The 22,684-nt window shown below is 40.9% G+C and carries 17 protein-coding genes; 5 read left to right on the plus strand and 12 right to left on the minus strand.

Features of this window, described 5'->3' with window-relative positions; all coding sequences use genetic code 11:
- The first annotated feature begins 489 nt into the window (after nucleotides 1–489).
- Nucleotides 490–2,070: a phosphoglycerate dehydrogenase gene (serA, locus tag FIS9605_RS0104775; RefSeq protein ID WP_026731560.1), complete on the plus strand. Its 1,581-nt coding sequence runs from the start codon at nucleotides 490–492 to the stop codon at nucleotides 2,068–2,070.
- A gap of 99 nt (nucleotides 2,071–2,169) precedes the next feature.
- Nucleotides 2,170–3,090, plus strand: a complete 921-nt coding sequence (gene prmA, locus FIS9605_RS0104780; RefSeq protein WP_026731561.1) for a 50S ribosomal protein L11 methyltransferase — start codon at nucleotides 2,170–2,172, stop codon at nucleotides 3,088–3,090.
- A 399-nt stretch (nucleotides 3,091–3,489) separates the two neighbouring features.
- On the opposite strand, the gene FIS9605_RS36260 is transcribed toward prmA, so the two are convergent.
- The 6 genes from FIS9605_RS36260 to FIS9605_RS0104815 form a co-directional block, all read right to left on the minus strand.
- Nucleotides 3,490–4,419, minus strand: a complete 930-nt coding sequence (locus tag FIS9605_RS36260; RefSeq protein WP_051469929.1) for an alpha/beta fold hydrolase — start codon at nucleotides 4,417–4,419, stop codon at nucleotides 3,490–3,492.
- Between the two features lie 290 nt (nucleotides 4,420–4,709).
- The gene (locus FIS9605_RS0104795) at nucleotides 4,710–5,624 is read right to left on the minus strand and encodes a polysaccharide deacetylase family protein (protein WP_026731563.1); all 915 of its coding nucleotides are present in this window, start codon (nucleotides 5,622–5,624) and stop codon (nucleotides 4,710–4,712) included.
- Between the two features lie 1,218 nt (nucleotides 5,625–6,842).
- Nucleotides 6,843–8,129 (minus strand): mannosyltransferase family protein, encoded by a 1,287-nt coding sequence (locus tag FIS9605_RS0104800; RefSeq protein WP_026731564.1) that lies wholly within the window; start codon nucleotides 8,127–8,129, stop codon nucleotides 6,843–6,845.
- Between the two features lie 386 nt (nucleotides 8,130–8,515).
- On the minus strand, nucleotides 8,516–9,976 hold the full coding sequence (locus FIS9605_RS0104805; RefSeq protein WP_026731565.1) for an ArnT family glycosyltransferase: 1,461 nt from the start codon (nucleotides 9,974–9,976) through the stop codon (nucleotides 8,516–8,518).
- 92 nt (nucleotides 9,977–10,068) lie between these two features.
- Nucleotides 10,069–11,463, minus strand: a complete 1,395-nt coding sequence (locus FIS9605_RS0104810; protein ID WP_026731566.1) for a DUF2079 domain-containing protein — start codon at nucleotides 11,461–11,463, stop codon at nucleotides 10,069–10,071.
- Between the two features lie 166 nt (nucleotides 11,464–11,629).
- Nucleotides 11,630–12,904, minus strand: coding sequence for a mannosyltransferase family protein (locus tag FIS9605_RS0104815; RefSeq protein WP_026731567.1), 1,275 nt, complete (start codon nucleotides 12,902–12,904; stop codon nucleotides 11,630–11,632).
- A 140-nt stretch (nucleotides 12,905–13,044) separates the two neighbouring features.
- On the opposite strand from FIS9605_RS0104815, the gene dxr reads away from it, so the two are divergent.
- Complete coding sequence (dxr, locus tag FIS9605_RS0104820) at nucleotides 13,045–14,241, plus strand: 1-deoxy-D-xylulose-5-phosphate reductoisomerase (protein WP_026731568.1); 1,197 nt, start codon at nucleotides 13,045–13,047, stop codon at nucleotides 14,239–14,241.
- Nucleotides 14,242–14,675: 434 nt separating this feature from the next.
- Nucleotides 14,676–14,867: a hypothetical protein gene (locus FIS9605_RS0104825; protein WP_026731569.1), complete on the plus strand. Its 192-nt coding sequence runs from the start codon at nucleotides 14,676–14,678 to the stop codon at nucleotides 14,865–14,867.
- A 116-nt stretch (nucleotides 14,868–14,983) separates the two neighbouring features.
- On the opposite strand, the gene FIS9605_RS0104830 is transcribed toward FIS9605_RS0104825, so the two are convergent.
- Nucleotides 14,984–15,481, minus strand: a complete 498-nt coding sequence (locus FIS9605_RS0104830; RefSeq protein WP_026731570.1) for an acyl-CoA thioesterase — start codon at nucleotides 15,479–15,481, stop codon at nucleotides 14,984–14,986.
- 116 nt (nucleotides 15,482–15,597) lie between these two features.
- Between FIS9605_RS0104830 and FIS9605_RS0104835 the strand changes: the two genes are divergently transcribed.
- Nucleotides 15,598–17,712: a CHAT domain-containing protein gene (locus FIS9605_RS0104835; RefSeq protein ID WP_026731571.1), complete on the plus strand. Its 2,115-nt coding sequence runs from the start codon at nucleotides 15,598–15,600 to the stop codon at nucleotides 17,710–17,712.
- A 320-nt stretch (nucleotides 17,713–18,032) separates the two neighbouring features.
- Here the strand turns inward: FIS9605_RS0104835 and FIS9605_RS0104840 are convergent, their stop codons facing one another.
- The 5 genes from FIS9605_RS0104840 to FIS9605_RS46410 all read right to left on the minus strand — a co-directional run bounded on the left by FIS9605_RS0104840 (nucleotide 18,033) and on the right by FIS9605_RS46410 (nucleotide 22,513).
- Nucleotides 18,033–18,377: a DUF1815 family protein gene (locus FIS9605_RS0104840; protein ID WP_026731572.1), complete on the minus strand. Its 345-nt coding sequence runs from the start codon at nucleotides 18,375–18,377 to the stop codon at nucleotides 18,033–18,035.
- 916 nt (nucleotides 18,378–19,293) lie between these two features.
- The gene (locus FIS9605_RS0104845) at nucleotides 19,294–21,021 is read right to left on the minus strand and encodes a succinate dehydrogenase/fumarate reductase flavoprotein subunit (protein WP_026731573.1); all 1,728 of its coding nucleotides are present in this window, start codon (nucleotides 21,019–21,021) and stop codon (nucleotides 19,294–19,296) included.
- 236 nt (nucleotides 21,022–21,257) lie between these two features.
- Complete coding sequence (locus FIS9605_RS0104850; RefSeq protein ID WP_035139397.1) at nucleotides 21,258–21,572, minus strand: hypothetical protein; 315 nt, start codon at nucleotides 21,570–21,572, stop codon at nucleotides 21,258–21,260.
- A gap of 562 nt (nucleotides 21,573–22,134) precedes the next feature.
- Nucleotides 22,135–22,323, minus strand: coding sequence for a hypothetical protein (locus tag FIS9605_RS46405; protein ID WP_331280934.1), 189 nt, complete (start codon nucleotides 22,321–22,323; stop codon nucleotides 22,135–22,137).
- Nucleotides 22,310–22,513, minus strand: a complete 204-nt coding sequence (locus FIS9605_RS46410; RefSeq protein WP_331280935.1) for a hypothetical protein — start codon at nucleotides 22,511–22,513, stop codon at nucleotides 22,310–22,312. Before FIS9605_RS46410 ends, FIS9605_RS46405 begins: the two co-directional genes overlap by 14 nt.
- Nucleotides 22,514–22,684: the final 171 nt, after the last annotated feature.

Here is a 22,684-nt window from a genome sequence, read left to right on the forward strand (position 1 = left end):
AGTAAAAAATATTACTAATAAATTACTGAAGCAAATTCACTCGAATTTTGCATCATCAACAACGTAATTTGATCCCCTTGGTACAATGTGGTGGAGATAACTAGATAGTTAGAATATGACCAAAAACTTGATTTTATGGGTGCTATGATTTTTTGGCTGAAGATATTTGCTGTGGAGTGCATAAAGTATCTGCGATTATCTGCGATCGCACCTTCAGCCAGTAACTGAGTAAGGATAATCTCTAGCTTTTGGAATTTTTAATAAAAAAATAAGTATTTACGCCCTGCGTTGGTTTATAGTGACCGAGTGTGGTAAAAAGTTTCTGCACCTTCGGTTATGAGAAGTTACTGCCACGGAAAAGCTAACCAAGAGGCATGACAGGGTTGTTGCTAAATTGGCAAATAAATATTGCTTGCTTAACGGGTACAGATAAACATTAAACTTAAAATTCCAGCGACCGCATAACCTCTAGCTGAAAAATCAACCATCATGTCTAAGGTTCTCGTCTCCGATCCAATTGATCAAGCTGGGATCGATATTTTATCCCAGGTTGCCAACGTTGATGTTAAAACAGGTCTGAAACCAGAAGAACTAGTACAAATCATTGGTGAATACGATGCACTGATGATTCGTTCTGGTACTCGCGTCACGAAAGAAATCATTGAAGCTGGTACACAGCTAAAAATTATCGGACGTGCGGGTGTGGGTGTGGATAATGTAGATGTTCCCGCCGCTACCCGTCAAGGAATTGTAGTCGTCAACTCTCCAGAAGGAAACACGATCGCCGCTGCCGAACATGCGATCGCCATGATGTTGTCCTTATCTCGCCATATCCCCGATGCTAATGCTTCTGTAAAACGTGGTGAGTGGGATCGCAAAACCTTTATCGGAGCTGAAGTCTACAAAAAAACTCTGGGTATTGTCGGCTTAGGTAAAATAGGCTCCCATGTTGCCGCTGTCGGCAAGGCAATGGGAATGAAATTACTTGCTTACGATCCCTTTATCTCGACAGAACGAGCTGAACAGATTGGCTGTCAACTGGTGGATCTGGATTTATTAGCGCAGCAAGCAGACTACATCACGCTGCACATCCCTAAAACTCCAGAAACTACTCACCTCATTAATGCCAAAATGTTGGCAAAAATGAAACCCACTACCCGGATTGTCAATTGTGCTCGCGGTGGCATCATTGATGAAGAAGCTTTAGCTGCCGCTATCAAAGAAGGTAAAATTGCCGGCGCTGCCCTAGATGTGTTTGAATCAGAACCACTAGGAGAATCTCCCTTAAAGTCTTTGGGTAAAGAAGTTATCCTGACTCCCCACTTGGGCGCTTCAACAACCGAGGCACAAGTGAATGTAGCAATTGATGTTGCCGAACAAATTCGGGATGTGCTATTGGGATTACCAGCGCGATCGGCTGTCAACATTCCTGGACTAGGCCCTGATGTCTTGGAAGAACTCAAACCTTATATGCAGCTGGCGGAAACCTTGGGTAATCTAGTTGGACAACTGGCTGGCGGTAGGGTGCAATTACTCAACGTCAGACTGCAAGGTGAAATAGCAACCAACAAAAGTCAGCCCTTGGTAGTAGCGTCCCTGAAAGGACTACTTTACCAAGCATTGCGAGAACGGGTAAATTACGTAAATGCCAGCATTGAGGCAAAAGAGCGAGGAATTCGCGTCATTGAAACGCGGGATGCTGCGGTAAAAGACTACGCTGGTTCCCTGCATTTAGAAGCTACAGGTTCTTTGGGCACTCATGCTGTTACAGGCGCTTTGTTAGGTGACGGAGAAATCCGACTTACCAACTTAGACGGTTTTCCGATTAACGTCCCCCCCAGCCCGCATATGCTGTTTACCCTGCACCGGGATATGCCAGGAATCATTGGTAAACTAGGTTCCCTACTGGGCAGCTTTAATGTCAATATTGCCAGTATGCAGGTAGGCCGTAAAATCGTTCGCGGTGATGCGGTCATGGTTCTCAGCCTCGATGACCCCTTACCCGATGGGATTTTGACTGAGATTACTAAAGTACCTGGAATTCGTGATGCGTATACAGTAACACTTTAAAAAGGGAATAGGGAGCGAGGATCGGGGATCGGGAAATAAATAGGAAGAAATTCTTCCTTGTCTCCCTTCCCTTGTCTTCTCCCGATCCCCAAATTATCTATGGCTAACACTTGGTGGGAACTACAAATTTTTTGTGAACCAGACTTAGAAGATACTATCTTTTGGCGGCTGGCAAATTTTGGCTGTCGTGGTACTGCAAGTGAAAAGAAAGGGAATCATAGTCTAGTTAGGGCTTACTTGCCAATATTCCAAGCACAGCTTTTGGATTTGGCTGCACTGTCGCTGTGGCTGCGCCAAGACGCCTTGTGTGTAGGAGTTCCTGAACCTACCATGCACTGGCAGTTGATTGACGAACAAGATTGGGCCAGTAGCTGGAAACAATACTGGCAACCGCAGGATATTGGCGATCGCTTCTTGATTAACCCCGCCTGGTATCCAGTTCCAGAAAATAGCGATCGCTTGATTATTCGCCTCGATCCCGGTATGGCCTTTGGCACAGGCAACCATGCTACAACTCAGTTGTGCTTGGAATCCTTGGAAATGCGGCTTTTAGAACCTCCTTCATCTTTGCCGAAACGAGAGGAACAGCAAGAAGCTGCGGTAATTGCGGATATTGGTTGTGGTTCTGGTATCCTTTCCATTGGTGCTTTGCTACTAGGAGCAAAGCAAGCCTATGCGGTAGATACCGATCCCTTAGCGGTACAATCAACTCAAGAAAATTGTTTACTCAACGGCATTGCACCAGAACGCTTGCTGGTAGCACCAGGAAGTGTAGACGCTTTGGCAAAAATGCTTTCTGAATCAGTAGATGGTATAGTTTGCAACATTTTAGCTGATGTAATTATCGAATTAGTTCCGCAAATGAGTGCGATCGCCAAACCCAGCACTTGGGGTATCTTTAGTGGGATTTTAGTGGAACAATCGAAAGCAGTCGCTGACGTTTTAGAAAAGCACGGTTGGATAGTAGCAGCTCTGTGGAAACGCAAAGAATGGTGTTGCCTAAACGTGCGCCGTTCTTAGAAGTCTATCAAGATTTATTAGCTTGGTACAGCATTGCACAAATTCGTAACGAATTAAATTTGGAAAGACTCTGCGTTCCTCCGCGCTTACTCCGCGCCCCTCTGCGTTGAAAAAAGCTGCGATTTCACCCAAAGCTGGACTCAGGAATAGGCAACAGCTTAAGCTTAGCAAACTCATAGCGAGTTGCTTAGAAAATCCAATATTTTGGCATCCCCCTATCTTCTTTTTCATGGAAATAGGGGGATCATATTCATACCAAGTTGTGTTCAGATATAGCAATTCGTGCCCTCTCCCCCTCCCCTGTTCCAAATTGGGAGAGGGGCTGGGGGTGAGGGAAGTACTATCTTTGACTGCAACTTAGTATCAGATCTGGTTTCCGCAGGGTAGAAACCTGGTTTTTCAGGCGGTGTGTTTTAATCTGTTGTTATTAGCTTTGTATAAAGATGCCAACCACTCCACAATTTGCGAGTTCACCACATCGGGTACTTCATCATGGGGGCAATGTCCAGCACCTGGAATGGGAACGATTTTGATATTTTTACCATCCTCACGTGCTTGTTCGTATATCTTTGCGCCTGCGATCGGTGTCCAGGGATCGTCCGCACCCCAAATTACCAACAGCGGATGTTGGACTTTGGGTAATATTTCCGCAGGGGTGGGCCCAGGAGGTGCTGTCAGGATGGAAGCAAACACTTTCTGCGCTCCCGGATCGCAGGAAGGTGTATAAAGCATGTCTACCAGTTCATCAGTAACGGCTTGGCGGTTGCGATAAATCTGGTAGAGTGTACGGCGAATTTGATGTTTTTGGCGGATGCGGTTAAATACGAAAGTCCCTGTAATTGGATGACCGACCAACTTGTTAAAAGCTGCCATGACAATTCTAAGTGGTGGGTTCAGTTCGTGGGGACGATGACTCAACCCTCCCGCAGAGTTAATTAACACAGTACCGGCAGCAATTTCTGGATGTTCTGCCACTACCATCAAGCTTAAAAGAGCGCCGATAGAGTTGCCGATAAATACGGCTGGTTCTTGAATGTGTGCCGAGCAGAAATCTTTGAGCAGTTCTACCCACACCTCTACAGTGTAATTAATGGGTGCTTTATCGGAGCCACCAAAGCCCAAAAGGTCAACGGCAAAGACTTGGTAGCCAGCATTTGCTAAAACGGGGATATTTTTTTGCCAGTGTCCAATACAAGCACCAAAGCCGTGAACTAAAACCAAGGGTTTGCCTGTACCTACAACAGTGTACTGAATTTTGTAGCCTTGCCAAGTCCAAAAGTGTTTTTCAAACGTGGCTGCTGTTGGTAGCTGCTGTGTGTTTACAGTCATTATTATTAACATTAGTAAACTATTTATTTATATATACCAATCTTATTCAGTTGTAAAAATTCCATTATTTTAGAAAATCGGTTTCTTTTAAAATCATCAATTTCAGAATCATTGCTAAGTATAACAACCAAATTAAACGTAAGATCCCCAACTACTCTAAGAAGCCGGGGATCTTTGTTCAGCAGTGCTGTACCTTTGATATTAAGTAATAATACCAATTCTACATGAGTGCCAATTAACACTATAGCGTATTAATTGTTAGTCAATTAATAATTACTAATTACTTATTATTATTGATTTGTGTTTGCAATCAACTTTTGATCTTTATATTGCATTTCTAAGAGTTCTGGGACAGTGACAAAGCTATAACCCTGGTTTCTCAATTTGCTGATAATTAGTGGTAGGGCCGCTACTGTATGAGAACGATTACCTCCACCATCATGCATTAGCACAATACCGCCAGGCTTAGACTGTTGTAGTACTCTATTCGTCAAAACAGATGCAGAAGGACGACTATAGTCTGCGGAGTCAGCCGACCACATAACCACAGCGTAATTTTTACCTCTGGCATAAGCTGCTAAGCCATTGTGCAGCATTCCACCAGGAGGCCGAAACAAAGTTGTCTTCACACCTGTAACTTGATAGATTAAATCTGATGTATTGTCAATTTCAAAAGCAGCTGCTTTTTGGTTAAAGTAATGATACCAATGATGCCAAGAGTGGTTGCCAATAACATGACCTTCAACCACAATTCGCTTGCCTAACTCAGGATTATTTTTGAGGTATTTCCCGACAACAAAAAATGTAGCTTTGATGTTATTTTCTCTGAGTATTTCCAGTACTTGGGCTGTGTACCCAGGCCAGGGACCATCATCAAAGGTAAGAGCTATTACTTTTTTGTTGGGAGCGAGTTTTGCCTTCCTAATTATTGTTCCTTGAAAACGTGTAGGTAAAGTATAGGAAAAACCTTTTGCTTTTGCTTCTTGTTGCCAACTTGTTAGCATTGCTGGCTTAAATTTTTTTAAACGCTGCTGAGTTCCTACTTTTACTTCTATATCATTGATATTTTTTATAGTCTGCTTAGTTTCAGCTTGAAAACCAATTAAATTAATAGGTATAATAAAACCAATAGTTAAGCTGCTGCATAGGGCAAGGAATGCAAATAATATCCCTTGCGGCCAAGCAAACGACTTATTGTTTTCCACGTTATAGCTCCTTCACTGATTTAACCGTCACACACCTATCTGACGGTAATTTATAGCACAGTTTTTCAGATAATATTTAGATACCGTACTGTTTTCTGGAAAGCTTGAAAAATCAATGCAGATTCATAGAAATCCAGATATCAGGAAGATAAATTACACAGGTTTAGCTTTGGAAGGCCAATGCTAGAAATTGCTACTCTATATTTCTTAGTATTTAATATCAAAATATTAATTTCACACCCCATAAAAATATATTCTACTGCTGAGCTATATTATTACCTTGAAAAAAAATATTAAGTTTCTGGCTAACTTTTGCAATTCAGCTCTCACAAAGTAGCTAGACGCCGATCGGTCAAAATAGTTTCTGATCTACAAGAGATACTAAAACTTTAACCAAACTAGATGCTTTTTTATTTATAGCTTAGTTCTGCTAAGTCTTTTTCATGAGTTTTTAACGCTGATACTTCAGTAATTAAGTACCAGAAATTAGTTAACATCTAAAATCTGAGTTTTCTAAACCCAGTAAATTAGACGTTCTCTTCATTAATATTACAATTAAATAAATATTTTTACAGTATAAATACTGAATTTTTCTAATTATTTAGAAAATATCAATTTTTAGCTATATAGACATACTTTAATTCGACTATTTAAATTCCGACTTAGAAATCAGATTATATACATATACTAATTTAATTTACTAAAGTAATTTTTGTTTTTAAGTAACAAAATTCAGTAACGTTATTGATTGAGGCGATCGCATTCGCAGCTAGCGATCGCCCCTTTGACACCCTAAAATTGCTGGCTTAGTCAGAGTTGAGTATAGGGAAGCCTGCCTAATCGCCACCTCTGACTACATTGTTCATTTAACCCAATACGCTTGGAACGAACCCACATCTTAGTAGAGAAGACTATTTTCCTCTTAGTGTCTTAGTGTCTTAGTGTTTCAATAATTCTTTTTTCACCACCCTACTCTGCCTTGAGCCGCTGCGCGTCTACGGGTTCGCCACTTTGCCTACCCTGGCGGGAAGCCGCTGCGCGTCTACGTGACGGGAAGCGGAGCCACTGCGGTGGACGGGTCTCCCGGCATAAAGCATGTGGCGTCCAAGACGGCAAGTGGACTCACCAAGACACAAAGACACCAAGAAAAATCCATTTCCAAGACTCACACCTTGACAGGGGTATCCCCAGTCCCTAATCACCAATCCCCAGTCCCTTTTACCCAACCCAGAGGTTTTGAGCAAAGCCAATAGCAATTCTGGCAAGTATAACAGAAAACCAGCCTAAGATTAAGTATCCTTGACGGGGATAGCGTTCTAGCAAAACACCGAGAGCTATACTCAAAGGTACAAGACCGTAAGCCAGACGGCTAAGGGAGATCGTACCACCAGAGGCTAGTAACAAAGCAACACCGCAAAAACCGTAAAAAATTGTAACTGAGGTCAGTTGTTTACGTAAGTGCCACAGTAGATAGCCACCTCCCAAAACCATTACTGCGTTAAGCAAATGATTGATGAATTGTTCATCAACAAGTATCAACAAAAATGTCACCAGGGCGTAAAAGCTGTAGAACAGCTTGATAGAACTCAACCTTTGTCGGTAGCGCCACAAACCATAACCACTGCTGACGAGAATGCCAAACGATAGCAAATGCAACAGGTTTTGAATCGAACTATGCCGCCAATTTGATGTACCTATGGCTATATTCAGCAGCATATTCAACCAACCTCGCCAATCAAATCCAAAAGAGGGTCGCCATCCTCGCTGGGCATGAATAAAAGCTAGAGGATCGCCAAAATCAATTGCACAATATAGACAAAACAACAGCAGTCCAATCGCAGTAGCAAAAGAAGCAAGGTAGGCAATAGATGGTCGGCGTTCTCTCCAACTTGCAATTACAAAAGCCGGGATGAGTGCTAACCCCGTAGGGCGTGTTGCTGTTGCCATTGCACCCCAAAAAGCAGTCCAGCGATATTGATGGCGATCAAAAGCACGTAAAGCGGCCGTACTCAAAAATAAGTACAACCCTTCGGTATAAATGACTGTCCCGAATAGAGAGAGAGGACACCAAGCTAGGACAGTAGTAGCCCATCGGGCGCTGTTTATACCATGATGCTCTAAAATCCAAAAATAGACACAATAAAGCGCTGCAAGAAATGCGAAGTTATTTACGAGTACACCTGCAACTTCAAATGATAAGCCCAGGTTCATAACGCCGCGAAGCATTAAAGGAAACAATGGAAAAAAGGCAATATTATGTTGACGTCCGTCATTGACAAATTCATATCCAGAAGTAGTTATATTGTGGTAATGTACGCTATCCCAAGCATGAAATACTCCCCAGCCAAAGCTGGGTACAATTCCATCTTCAGGCTTGGGTAGATTGGGTGCGATCAGCAACATGGCAGTCCAAATAAATAATCGGCTGACAAACCAAATTGCTGTTGGAAAAAGAAAATCATTTTCCCATAAACTTTTTTTGATAAATATTTGAACTTGGGCCATAAGCATGAATGTTTTTAGACTCCTTGATTCATTCTTAGACCTATGGCTGTGGCATTGCCATTTCTGTTTAATAATGTGTGCATTTCACTCCTCCACTAAGATAAATAACGACTGAAAGTAAATAGTCTAGAAAATTTGTCAACAGTCATTAATCAGCAGTTAATATTTAAATACTATTAACTATTATCATCAGGATTTCTCTATAAATTGATAGTATTTATATGAACAATTTTGGTAGAAAATAAAAATTGATTAAAATCACCAGATTTCACTGGAAAATAGAGAATAGGGAATAGGTAAGGGGAAGCGAACACTAGCGGTGGAAATTTTGAACAACTCCAACCAAGAGTGTGAGATCTTCAAGGATAAATTTTGCGATCGCAGAGTTACTTCAAAACATAATGCTCCTCAATTTCTTGTTCATTACTGTAAGTTTTAGAGTAATTATCGCTGATATAAGTCATGAGATGGCGATCGCTCTTAATTTGAGAAGTCCACCTGGTCAGAATAATTTGCTCAGGGCGATAATTTTGTAAAACAGCAAGCATTTTTGTTGATGTCAAATCTCCAGAATTCAGTCTTTTATATGACATCACAGCAATTTCTGGAGGTACGCGTAAACCAGCGTAAAATCCATAGATAGGATTATCTGTAAATATCCATTGGGTGGAATTTTTATATTTTAAAACCATCTGCATAAGTTCGATATTCTTAGGTACGCTTCCCCGAGGATTAGGAGGAGTTATAATTATTAGGCAAATCATAATCAAAATTAAAACATAAGGTATTGTAAGTTTTTTCAGATTCATTAAATTTAAATTGCCATGACTTTTTTTGATAAAAAAATCACGTAATAAATCAAATCCATAAGCACCCAACCAACAAATAGGAATAGCCAGCAATGGATAATAATGATACCAAATTGGTTTATGTCTAAGTAAAATAAATGTAGCAGTAACCAGCCAGGTTAGAGGAAGAAGACCATTTTTTTGTTTTTTGGAAAAAATAGCCCAAATACCGATGAAAGCAAGAAATATATAATCATAATCTTGACTAATCATGTAGTTGAGATATTTGAGGTTGTTAAAATTTTCTAATCTTGAATCTGACGGTTGGTTGAGATGAGTTCCAAGGAACTGTTCGTAATTCCAAAATTGTTGATATTGTGAACCAATCAAGATATAAATAAATACCAAAGATATTAACCATAATGAAATAGCTTTTAACTGAATTTTTAATATTTTCCTTTCTTCAATAAATTTACTTTGAAAGGCTAATAAATCAAAAAGCATCAAAGGTATTAGATAAAGAGTAAATAATTTTGTTTGCAAAGATAAAGCAAGGCAGCTACCAGATAAAACTAGATATAAATTGCGATAATTTTGTTTATACAAATACAAAAAATAAATAGATAGCATTGCCAATGCTAATGATGGAATGCCAATCATTACGGAAATACTGAGGCGAATATACAGCCAAGAAGTGAATAATAAAATAGTGGCTACTAAAGCTGCTAAACTTCCTAAAGTAAGGCGAATAATTTGATAAAAGCACCATATTAATAGTGCTGAAAATAGAAGCGTTAAAAAGCGTGCAGCAAATATTGAGTTACCAAATATATTTAACCAATGTGATAAAAGGACAGTAAAAATTGGTGGTTGGTCATTCCAAATTTGGGTATAGAGAGCAAAACCTTTTGAGTAAAGAAAGGCTTTCATTAAATTAAAGCCTTCATCATAGTCAAATTCAAAGGTTTGCGTGATTGGCTGCAACCTAATGAGAAGTACTATACCAACAAAGAGAGCTATAATTAATAGCTGAAAGAGAATATTTTTCCATCTGAGCATACTTATGCCAATTGTAAATAGTTAGTAGTTAGTGGTTAGTGGTTAGTGGTTAGTAGTTAACAACCAACTACTAACTACTATCTAATTTTTAATTAAGACTTCTTCACAAATAAATAAACGTCATCACGCTGGTAACTCAGTTGAAACAATCCATTATTTTTCAATTGATTAACTAAGTTGTTAACCACCTCTGGATTGCCAGCTCCTCCGGGATGACGTAGATTGAGCAATATATACTCAAAATGATTTAAATCAGCTGGTGGCGGAATTTGATCGTCAACATATTGAATCTGGGAGCGATGAGTTAAATGCGGAGTTATACTGTGGGTAGTTAAAACAACGCCTTGAGTTTGAACTTGGGCGATCGCTTGTCGCGTTGCTTGCCAAGTATCGAGTTCGCCCAAATATATAGACCAAAAATTGCCATACTTCGCTAATGCAAAGAAAGCCACTACAGCCCACAGAATCATAGCCTTTCTAGTACGCAGCCATCCTTTTCCAGCAGCGAGAGTGGAAATTACAGCCAATAATAAAAAAGGCAATACTGGCAGTGAATACTGTTGAGTTAAGTCTCGCTGTACATGCAATTCAGAAAGAGAATTTACCACCAGCACTGGAATAGCACTCACTAAAGGAGTCAAATGTTGTGGCGCAAGTCCCCAAATTACTGGCGCAACTAACAGTGCTAGATATTCCAGAGTTGCGAATGAAAATATTTTCCCCAATACCAACCCTGGCTTCAAAACCAAATTACGGGCTATCTCAAAAACTGAATCACCTAGATAAGTGTAACGTGCTACTGCTGCTGCTTCATTATTGCTGAAAAAGGGAATAATTATCTGACTAGTAATTAAAAACCAGCTAATTCCAGCTAATAAGGCAAATAAACCGCAAATCCGCCGCTTTTCAAACAGTAGCAACCAGATACCCATTGCTGCCACTGTTAGCGATATCACGGCTTTACAGCCCAAAATAAAGATAACACCTAAACAAAACCATCCCGTCTTACCTTGCCGTGCTGCCCAAATTGAACCCAGAAATACAGGTATGGCCATTACTTCTGGGTGGAACTCATACAAGTTGACATTAAAAACCAACGGATATAGCAGGTAAACTGCTGCCATTGCCACTGCTTGGTTTTCTTTCAGTCCTGCTTGACGACTAAGATGGTAAGTAGGCAATGCTCCCAAAGCCAAGGAAATAGCTTGCACAGCTAATAACCAGTAGGCACTTGGGTAAATTTTGTAGAGTAGAGCCAATGGATAGACTGCCCAGGCTGCATGGTTGCCCATGTGATGAAAGCCAAGGATAGAAGAAATCGGCGCTTGTCCTTGGCTCATCAAGTAAACTACCTGGTCATAAATTCCGATATCAAAGGCTCCTGATTGAAACAGCGCGTGTCGTACACTGCTGCAAGCAAATAAAATTAGGGCACTAATGCAGATCGCTGAACCGACAGTGCCAAGCTGAAAAAGTTGTTTTTTCACTCCCAGTTGCAAGCAACAATCATGGTTAATATTTTCTTAACCTTCTCATCTTACGATCTCCGGGAAAAAACGGAGATGAATAATTAGTAATTAATGATTAAGAATTAGTAATTACCAATCCCTTTTCCCTTTCCCCCTTCCCCGACTTCTGCAAGAAGTCTATTCGCTACCCTACCCAGAGTTCTTGAGCAAACCGCACAGAGAAACTCGCAAGCAAAATTGTAAAGAAGCACAAGGTTAAATATCCCCAACGAGGATGACGAGACAACAACACACCAAGGGCGATGCTGAATGAGACAATACCGTAGACAATACGACTAAGTGACCAAGTTCCGCCAGAGACAAAAATTAATCCTAAACCGCAGAAGCCATAAATCACTGCAACATAATTCAATTGCCTACGTAAGTGCCATAACAAGTAAGCACCACCCAAAACCGAAATGGTGTTAATCAATGGATCGCCCGCCACTATCCATAAAATTAAAAATAAAGCTGCAAAGCCATACTCCACTTTCACCGTGCCCAAGCGTTGACGATAGCGCCAGATTAAATAACCAAGGGCGACGATGACGGCAAAAAGTAGAGGATGCAGGGGGTCTTTTAACCAGCCATTTTGCCAATTGGTTGTACCAACTGTGATTTGCATGAGCATTTTCCACCAACCCTGCCAATCAAAACCCAGGGTTGAGCGCCATCCCTTTTGGGCGTTAATAAACGCTAGAGGATCGCCAAATTCAATGGCACAATAGAGGCTAAACAACAGTATTCCCCCAGAAGCGGTCAAACCAGCAATATAGGCAATAAGCGATCGCCCCTCTTTCCAAGCAGTAATTAAAAAAGCTGGAATCAATGCTATTCCCGTCGGACGTGTTGCTGTTGCCATTGCCCCACAAAGGGCAGCCCAGCCATATTGTTCTTCCTCGAAGGCACGCAAAGCCGACGAACTCAAAAATAAATACAGTCCTTCGGTATAAATTACTGCTGTAAACAACGAGGGCGGACACCACGCCAGCACAGCAGTTGACCAACGCGCTTCCTGGATACCGTTATATTCCTTTACCCAAAAATACACGCAATAAAGTGCGGCTAAAAATGCAATATTGTTTACTAGTTCTCCTGCCACTTCAAACGGCAAGCCTAGGCTCATCACTCCCCGAACGATGAGAGGAAACAAGGGAAAAAAAGCAATATTATGCCCCTTGCCGTCATTGATGTATTCATACCCAAAAGTGGCGATACTGCGGTAATGTACGCTATCCCAAGCATCAAATACCCCTAAGCCAAAAGTAGCAGCTTTTCCTCCTGGTGGTGCATCTAGCAAAGGAGCAAGCAACAACATGGCACTCCAAATTACCAGTCTGCTGGCAAGCCACATCGCTACTGGAAATATTAAATCGTTTTTCCATAAATTTTTTTTGATAACTGTCTGCTGTTGAAGCATAAGCTGGAGTGTTGGCAAGGACTCGTTGCCCTTGAGTTTATGGATACTTAAATAACTTACTCAAAAATGTGATTTTATTGGTGTTATTTGTGAGTCCCGAGCAATTTATAGTGGAGTTGTTTGTCGATCCTTAAACAATTGTGAAAGCGATTACTCTTCTTGGTTCTACTGGCTCGATCGGTACTCAGACTTTAGATATTGTCGCTCAAAACCCCGATAAGTTCCGAATTGTGGGATTAGCGGCTGGGAATAATATAGAACTGTTGGCTGCTCAAATCCGACAGTTTCGACCGAGTATAGCAGCGATTTGTTCAGAAGAAAAATTACCTGCACTCCGCGATCTAATCGCCGATCTCGATCCTCAACCAATTCTTATGGCTGGAGATGCGGGAGTGGTGGAAGTTGCCCGTTACGGCGATGCTCAAACCGTCGTTACGGGTATTGTTGGCTGTGCTGGATTGTTGCCAACGATCGCCGCTATTGAAGCTGGTAAAGATATCGCCTTGGCTAATAAAGAAACCCTGATTGCTGGGGGGCCTGTTGTTCTACCACTAATCGAGAAGTATGGCATAAAACTATTACCAGCAGATTCCGAACATTCCGCTATATTTCAGTGCCTGCAAGGTGTGCCTCAAGGTGGCTTGCGACGAATTTTGCTCACTGCGTCTGGTGGTGCTTTCCGAGATTGGCCCACAGAAAAATTAGCAGAAGTCACAGTCGCCGACGCCCTCAAACATCCGAATTGGTCGATGGGTAAGAAAATCACTGTGGACTCAGCCACTTTGATGAATAAGGGACTGGAAGTAATTGAAGCTCATTTTTTGTTTGACTTGGATTACCAAGATATCGAGATTGTTATTCATCCCCAAAGCATTATTCACTCCCTGATTGAACTCCAAGATACCTCAGTGTTAGCTCAACTGGGCTGGCCGGATATGCGCTTACCCCTACTGTATGCTTTGTCTTGGCCCGAACGCATCTACACCGAGTGGGAACGGCTGGATTTGGTGAAAGCAGGTAATTTAACCTTCCGCGAACCAGATCACCAGAAGTATCCGTGTATGAAGTTGGCTTATGCTGCGGGTAAAGCTGGCGGTTCTATGCCAGCTGTGTTGAATGCGGCAAATGAACAAGCTGTCGCCTTATTTTTGGAAGAAAAAATTCGCTTTTTAGATATTCCTCGGTGCATCGAATGGGTGTGCGATCGCTTTTCATTCGATAACCGTTCAAATCCTACTTTAGATGACATTTTGGCTGCCGATCAATGGGCAAGGCAAGAAGTTTTGACTGCCACTGAAAATTTAGAATCTCGTCCGCGCATTATTTCTTTGCGATAACCAATAACAAACTTAAATTAGTCAGCGTTCAGTTTTAGGCTGAACGCTGATACTAATGATAATTTTTTATATACTATTTTTAAACTTTCATAAAAAATGCTTTTTATAAATTTATCAAAATAGATTCCTAAAAACATGGTGCATTGTGTTATTGTCCGGTATATTAATAGCAGGAAAAATTAACACAAACACCAAATATATTCTAGAACTACCAAAAGCTTAACATCAATATGTTGAGCTTAATTAGTCATTAGTCACTATTATTTTGCATTCGATAGAAGACAGGCGATAACCAATTAATAACTATTAAACGATTTAGCTGTTATTTCTTAAATTAGAGAGCTTCTACAGCCATAATTGTTAATAAAAATTAAATCGCCTTTTCTGTAATCATCTCCTATGCAACAAGAGCGAACTTTTTGGAATTGATAACTATGATTATTGCCCTAATTGTAGCTTGGTTAATATTTACAATATTAATTAAGGTTGTAAAAACGACCGTAAAAACTGCTCTCATGATTGCTACGGTCGTGGTGTTGCTACAGGTTGGTTACGGTATTGGTCCTCAAGATATTTTGAACTATATGATGCAATTGCCCCAAAATATATTGCAGATACGCAAATAGATAGGGGGAGTGGGGGAGTGGGAGAGTGGGGGAACAATTATTAACTACTAACTACTAACTACTAACCACTAACAATCAACCACCAACAACCAACAACCAACAACCAACCACTATCATCATTTATTCAGTGAGGATGATATTTTTGCCAATGCATCCTTAACATTTGCAGGTAGCTGACGCATGATCTTGCCTCTTTCCCGATCTACTGCCACTAATGTAACTTTTGCCGTAACATATAATTCCTGTCTATCTGGGGATTCAATTACATAATCCCAGTTGATGCGGACACTATTTACATCAGCCATGCGGGTTTTTACTACTGCTGGCATACCTAGCTGAATTGAGCGGTGATATCGTACTGACAATTCTACAACTGGTAAGTCACAACCTAACGCTACTAAATCAGCAAAATCAATACCGATCGAACGCAAGCACTCTACCCTTGCTTCTTCCATCCAAGTTAGATATGTTCCATGCCAGACAACACCACCATAGTCAGTGTGGTGGGGTTGCACTCTGATAGGATATTCAAACCAATACTCCAGTGTCTGACTCGCCGGATTGTCAATAGCACTTGTGGGTAATTGAGGTTGGTTTGTTTTTTCTTCAGACATCTTAAATTTTCGTTGTAATTGTTAGAGATTTTCCACATTTGGAATAGCATAAAAAATAGTCGCCTTGTGCAACTATTTTTCTTTAACAACAAGCAAACCAAACTAGGAGGGTTTTTATGTACCCTCGGAATTCATATTTTAATATTGTTACTGTTAGTGTAGTGTTTTCTCTGGGATCGGGGATGGCATTTTCGGCCGCTATTCCGGTAACAGCAAATACAAGTATACAAAATAAATTTGTTGAAATAGCCCAAGCTTCAACTCAAAATCAGAATCAATCTGAGGAGATCAAGCGACTCAATCAAGAGGCTATCCAACTATCTAGGCAAAATCGTTTTCAAGATGCATTACAGAAATTACAAACAGCTTTAGTTATCAGCACTGATACTGGCGATCGCTCTCTAGAAGCCGCAACTTTTAACAATATTGGCAGAGTTTACCAACAGCAAGGTCAATTTTCGCAAGCAGCTAAATCTTATCTGCAAGCTTTAGCTATCAACAAGGAACTCAGCCTTAACGAAAAGACTCCTGGGCAAGCTCATATTGCTTTAGGCAAAACCTATAGTAATTTAGGATACCTATACGCAATCCAAAATAAACCAGAGTTAGCAATTTTCTTTTACAAAGGTTGCGTCAATAATCGCGAAAAAGCCCGCCTTAATCCTACTGCTCTTTCTGTACAGCAACTAGATGCCTATAACTTAACTGTTCCCCAGACTTACTATGCTTTGGGTGAAGGTTTGCTAAAAGGCGATCGCGTCGCGGAAGGGCAACGCATTGTGGATTTAATCAAAGTCGAAGAACTGGAGGGATATCTCCAAAACGTTAAAGGTAATCAAAGAACTGTCAAAGGCATTGAGTTCACTCCAACTGAAAAAAAAATTAAACAAAAGGCGGATCAAACCCTCGATAGTGCTGTTGTACTGGGTAAAGAACTGACAAAACTACGCCAGATTTCTCCAGAGAAGCGATCGCCAGAACAAAAACAACGCATCCAGCAATTAGTCAAGACTCAGCAGCAAATGTTGGATGAGTTTAATAATTTTATCAATAGTCCAGATGTGAAAGCGCAAGTTGAACAAATCAGCCGCACAGCAAGACGGCAGAATTTGGATTTGGAGAGTCTTAACGAAATTCGGGATAACTTGGCGCAATTACCTAAAAAATCAGTACTTTTATATCCTCTGGTTTTAGAAGATAGCTTGGAATTGGTATTGGTAACTCCTGATTCTCCGCCAATTCATCGTACTGTTGCTGTTAAAAAAGAAAACCTCCAACAAACAATTGTTGCCTTTCGTCAGGCTTTAGAAAATCCCAGTTTAGATGTGAAAAAACCTGGACGTCAATTGTATGACTGGCTAATTAAACCAATAGAAAAAGACCTTGCCCAAGCAGATACGCAAACTATAATTTATGCACCAGATGGGCAGTTACGCTACATTTCTTTAGCTGCTTTACATGATGGCAAACAATGGTTAGTACAGCGATATGGTCTTAATCACATCACCGCTGCCAGCTTGACAAACTTTAACACCCCACCTTCATCAAATTTACGCATTTTAGCGGCGGCATTTACCAAAGGTAGTTATCAAGTCGAAGTAGCTGATCGACAGCAGACCTTTTCTGGGTTGCCGTTTGCAGCAAAAGAGGTGGAATATTTAGTAGCTACAGTTCCGGAAACCAAGAAAATCTTAGATGATGCTTTCAGCCCGGAGATGACTGTACCACAAATGGATGATTTTACGATTGTGCATTTGGCAACACACGCGGCATTTGTCGTGGGTAAACCAGAAGATTCCTTTATCTTATTTGGGAATGGAGAACGTGCCACCCTCAAAGATGTTGCCACTTGGTCGTTGCCTCGAGTAGATTTGGTAGTGTTGAGCGCTTGCGAAACTGGAGTGGGAGGCAAGTTGGGTAACGGCGAGGAAATTTTGGGTTTTGGCTACCAGATGCAAAAAACCGGTGCGAGGTCAGCTATTGCTTCCTTGTGGACTGTAGATGATGGCGGAACACAGGCTTTGATGAGTGCTTTTTATGCCCTGCTACCCTCGGGAAAATTAACAAAAGCCGAAGCTTTGCGACAAGCACAAATTGCTTTGATTACTGGAAACAGGTCTTCTCCTAGTCAGCAGCAAGGCAGAAGTAACAATTTACCCATACCAGTGGGTGATAACCTCAGTCATCCCTACTATTGGGCACCCTTTATTTTGATTGGGAATGGATTGTAATTAATTTTAGACAAACCATTTCCTGACATTGTAATCATACGAATGGCTGCAAACATTGCTTGGAGAGTTGGGACTAGTACCGCTGCGCGAAAGTCAAAAGTCAAAAGTCAAAAGTCAAAAGTCAAAAAGCTTCCTGTTGTAGGCTTTTCGTCAATTTGGAATGATAGCTTTATTTTCGCCACGTTGTACTGGTCAATAGTCAATAAATCAATAGCTTTTAGACCAATGACTCTGGACTATGGACTTTAAACTAACTCCCAATTCTCAATTTGGCATTTGATCATGACCTTTTTCGGACTACCCTACCAGTTAAAGCCTATTTAATAGCGTTTGGCGAGGGTTTTAGTAGTTACAGAAGCTTGGATTGGGTTTTTGACGATATTGGCAAGTTCCTGTAACTGATTGACTGCCTCCGCACCCTCTAACTTCATTAACTCGCGGTCATCTCGCATTTCTGTCCAAGTAATTCCGTAATCAGATACCAAAAACCGAATCAGATGGTTTTCGCCCAGGCTAACCATAAACGAAGCACTATTCATCTGATCGCCGCATGTATAGCAAGACGCAGGGTATCCGCGTCGCTCTAATACTATTGCCAAGGCTTGTAGGTTCATAACCAAGTCTTGGACGAATTGCCGATGTTGTTGCGCTAGTCTTAGAAACACTAATGTCCTCCTAACACCACAGTTGTGTAAGTCCTTTTATATTTTTTTTAGATTCTCTCATCCACTGGTATTGTAAACTATTCATTACAATTCCCAGAAAAACATTACATTAAGACATCAAGTCGTTAAAGGTCTACCTACTTTAAGGTAGTCTATCGCCATTTGTATGGCCGTATCAAAATATTCAATTTGCAAATTCAAAATATCAGACAGAAGTACCAAGTTTAATACTTTCTTTATACAATCTGCCAGGGTAGATGGTTGTTTAAAACAATCCGCTATAAGACTAACTCATATCTAGCACAAGTCAACTACTAAATAGTTACATATTGCACCTTTATTGGCAATTTGCAGTCAAATCCCTAATTATTATTAACTCGTTCGCTATCTCACGTATTTTTATGTTGATTTGCAGATGCAATTAACGTATGCGTTATCTCACAGCGCGATTTTAGATTACCCAAGTATTGGTTTAGCGACTCACTTTGCCCTGGATATATAGAATTTGGTAGATGACCGCGGCGATCTGAAAGATTTGCAATAACTTGGTAAATAATTTTACAGTTTTAAACTGTACAGTAAATTTACCTAAGCCACAATCTCAGATGTAAAACCCAATTCGTTTGACTTACCCTGACAATAACTAAACCTTATCAAGGGATGTTGCCATTTCGGCAGTTTTTTAAATTAAACCATTATTAAAAAGTTATTATTTATACTATTTTTGCAAGTTCTAGAAGAGTTGTAAACAGCTTGTTAAATAAAATCAAGCAAGTTGAAGAGAAGTTGATGATTGTATAGAATGTGTCCCCAAGTAGGGGAGGGGGAGAGGGGGAGATGGGGAGAGTGGGAGAGTGGAGGGAGTAGTAAACCACTAACTACTAACCACTAACCACCAACCACCACCAATCCCTAGTTAATATTTCCGTTCCTGTGGCTGAAACATCGTAATCGTCACTGGGCGATACTGAATATCAATTCCTGCTGGTGAATAATAAGCCATTGTGTGTTTGAGGAATTTTTCATCGTCTCGTTGGGAATAATCCTCGCGGAAGTGAGCGCCGCGACTTTCTTGACGATTAAGAGCTGAGGATAGAATCATCTGTCCTACTACCATCAAACTTCGCAGTTCCAAGGCTTCAATGATTTCGGTATTCCAGCAACCACCTTTATCATCTAAATATATATGCGTATATTGTTGTTGCAATTCCTGTAATTTTTGCAACCCTTCACTCATTAATGCTTCTGTACGGAAAACACCGCAAAATTGAGTCATGGTGTCTTGAAAAGCCTGACGGACTTGGTTAATGCGATACTGTCCCGATTGATCTAGCAAAGCCTGAATTTGTTGCTTGGCTTCGTTGAGATAGCTTTGCTCGTTTATTTCCGGTAACTTGCGGTTTTGCACGTATTGGGCGATCGCCGCACCAGTTCGACGTCCGTAAACTACACATTCCAATAGGGAATTACTACCCAGGCGATTTGCGCCATGCACGGAAACACAAGCGGTTTCGCCAGCAGCAAAAAAGCCTTCTACGAGGCGATCCCCACTGCTGCGGACTCGGCCATCAGTATTAACGGGGATACCACCCATGCAATAGTGAATGGTAGGACGGACGGGCATCGGTTGAGTAACAGCATCAACACCTACTAGGCGATGGGCTTCTTCCCAGCAAAAGGGAATCCGACTCATGATTTTTTCCTTACCCATGTGGCGCAAGTCAAGATAAACGAAGGGGCCACCCGCACTACCATCGGGATGAATGCCACGACCAGCGCGAATTTCGTAAGTGATCGCCCTTGAGGTAATATCACGCGGGGCCAGTTCCATGCGACTGGGAGCGTACCTAGCCATGAAGCGTTCTCCCTCACTATTGATTAAATAGGCTCCTTCACCACGCACAGCTTCCGATATTAATACCCCCACTGGATACAACCCTGTAGGATGAAATTGCACAAATTCCATATCTTCCAAGGGCAAACCAGCGAGTGCCGTCATTGCTAGACCATCACCCGTAGAAGCAAAATCATTAGAAGTTGTGTTGTATACGCGTCCGTAGCCACCAGTGGCAAACATTACTGCTTTGGCGCGTACCACCTCGATCTGCCCATTCAAGATGTGATACATCACTACCCCTTTTGCCTGATTTTCTTCCAAAATCAGACGCATCACGTACCACTCTTCATAAACTTGCACGCCATATCGCCGCAGATTGTTGACTAATTCGTGCAAAATTGCGTGACCTGTCTTATCAGCAGCGTAACAAGTACGGTTGTGGGAATGTCCGCCAAAAGCGCGTTGGGCAATGCGTCCATCGCCCAAGCGAGAGAACAAAACACCCATGTGTTCTAGATCAATAACTACATCCGGTGCTTCGCGGGTGAGAATTTCTACCGCATCTTGGTCTGCCAGGTAGTCAGAACCCTTCACCGTATCAAAGGCGTGCGCTTCCCAACTATCAGAGGAGTCAACATTTTTTAGTGTCGCTGCAATACCACCTTGGGCAGCGACTGAGTGAGAACGAATCGGGTGGGTTTTGGCAACCACAGCGACATTCAAACTTGGATGCTTTCTGGCAATTTCCACTGCGGCGCGACATCCAGCCAAACCACCACCAACAATAATGACATCGTGTTCTAGCATAATCAGCCCCGGACTGTAAAAAAAGCTGCTGTTCTATAGTAGGAGCAGGCTTGAAAACTACCCCTACTCCCACGTTAACTACTTGCTGTAAAAAAAATTCCCCGCTAACAGCAGGGAGTTTGTGCTAATGCATTTATTCTGTAGGAAGCAGGGAATTATCTCACTCTCCACTCCCTTGTCATCTCCAATATCCAATCTTCCATTTCAAATCTAAAATCTCAAATATCAAATCCTGCTCAGCTAGTTGCTTCTGCTGGTTTTTGTTGGGAAACATTACCAGGTATTGGTTCCATCTTTGTTCCCGCCTCCATAGGAGCTAACTCTATGTGATTTAACAAAGTCGTTACGAAGGCAAAAAGCAAGAAAGGCAAAGATAACAAAATGATAAGTCCAACCGTAGCTAAAGCATAAATCGGTCGTCTTGCACCCATCAGCGCCAAGGCAGATGCCAAACTGACTGTAATCGTAATCAGCCAAACAATAATTTGACCATAAATATCACCAAAGGTAAGGGTACAGACAAACCGATACTTTTGAATGTTATTCATCATTGAAATTTGCCTCTAGTATCTCCTTAGGTTCTACCTTAGAACCATGTTTGACTTTTCGATAATTTCTAAATATTTTTGAAACAATTGTAATATCACTTTACAATTAAATTTTTCTCTATATAAAGGAATTACGAATTAAACTTCTCCTTAGACATCTCTCTTGACTTAAAGCTAGAGACTAATGCAACAAGGCAGGGAGAAGAAGGTAAAGAGTTTAAAATATGAGTTTTTTGTCTATTTTAAACTGTATGTTTATTTCCGCCGTCCCGTACTAGACTTACAGTATCAATGAAGTTTACTTGAAGTTATATTTCATTCAATTAAGTTTCCGTATTCCAGACAGAGTCAAGTATTATAAAATATGAATGATCCATTCCAAGTCAATATAGTAATTTAAGTTTTTTATTTAATTAAGAATTATTAATAATCTATTTTCATCTGGGAAGCGTAAAGAAATATAAATAAAAATATCCTCATGTAACTTACTCTACAAAACGCAGATGAACAGGAATTAAATTGCGTGTTACACAAGGAAACTTACTTGGCTAAAGATTTTCTGATTCTAGGCTTTGCCATTGTCTTGGAAAAACCCGGCGGATTCACTAGAATCTAGCTGTTTAATTTTCCTTTGTAAATCAAAGTCATTACTGCTAACAATGGTTTCTAAATTAGCAATTCTGTGTTCTAGTAGTCCTAACTGTTGTGGTTGTAAATAGCTAGTTTTTGATTTTTTATCATCAGAACGCCACACCAGAACGCCACACCGCAACAGTACCTACGGTTGCACCTGCGATCGCCGCCAAAGGAATAATCGGGCCGCTTCTGCTAGCTCTTGAAAGTGGGATACAAATTGCTAAAATTGCAACTGTCATACCCCAAATTCTTGAGGTTGTTCTAACTCGAATATCTTGCTCTGGCTTTTCCTGCACTTTTTTAGCCATATCTATAAACCTTAAAGGATTTATTCTATAGACTGGCATCTTTTTCGATGAACTGCCTCCTACTATCGGGCTAAGTAAAATTACTATAGAGTTATTTGCCTTTAGAATCACTTCGCTATTTCACGTATTTTGATGACTAAAGAAAGATATAGTTAATATTTGTTGAATAGT

Origin of the sequence: Fischerella sp. PCC 9605, assembly GCF_000517105.1 — a bacterium.
GTDB lineage: Bacteria > Cyanobacteriota > Cyanobacteriia > Cyanobacteriales > Nostocaceae > PCC9605.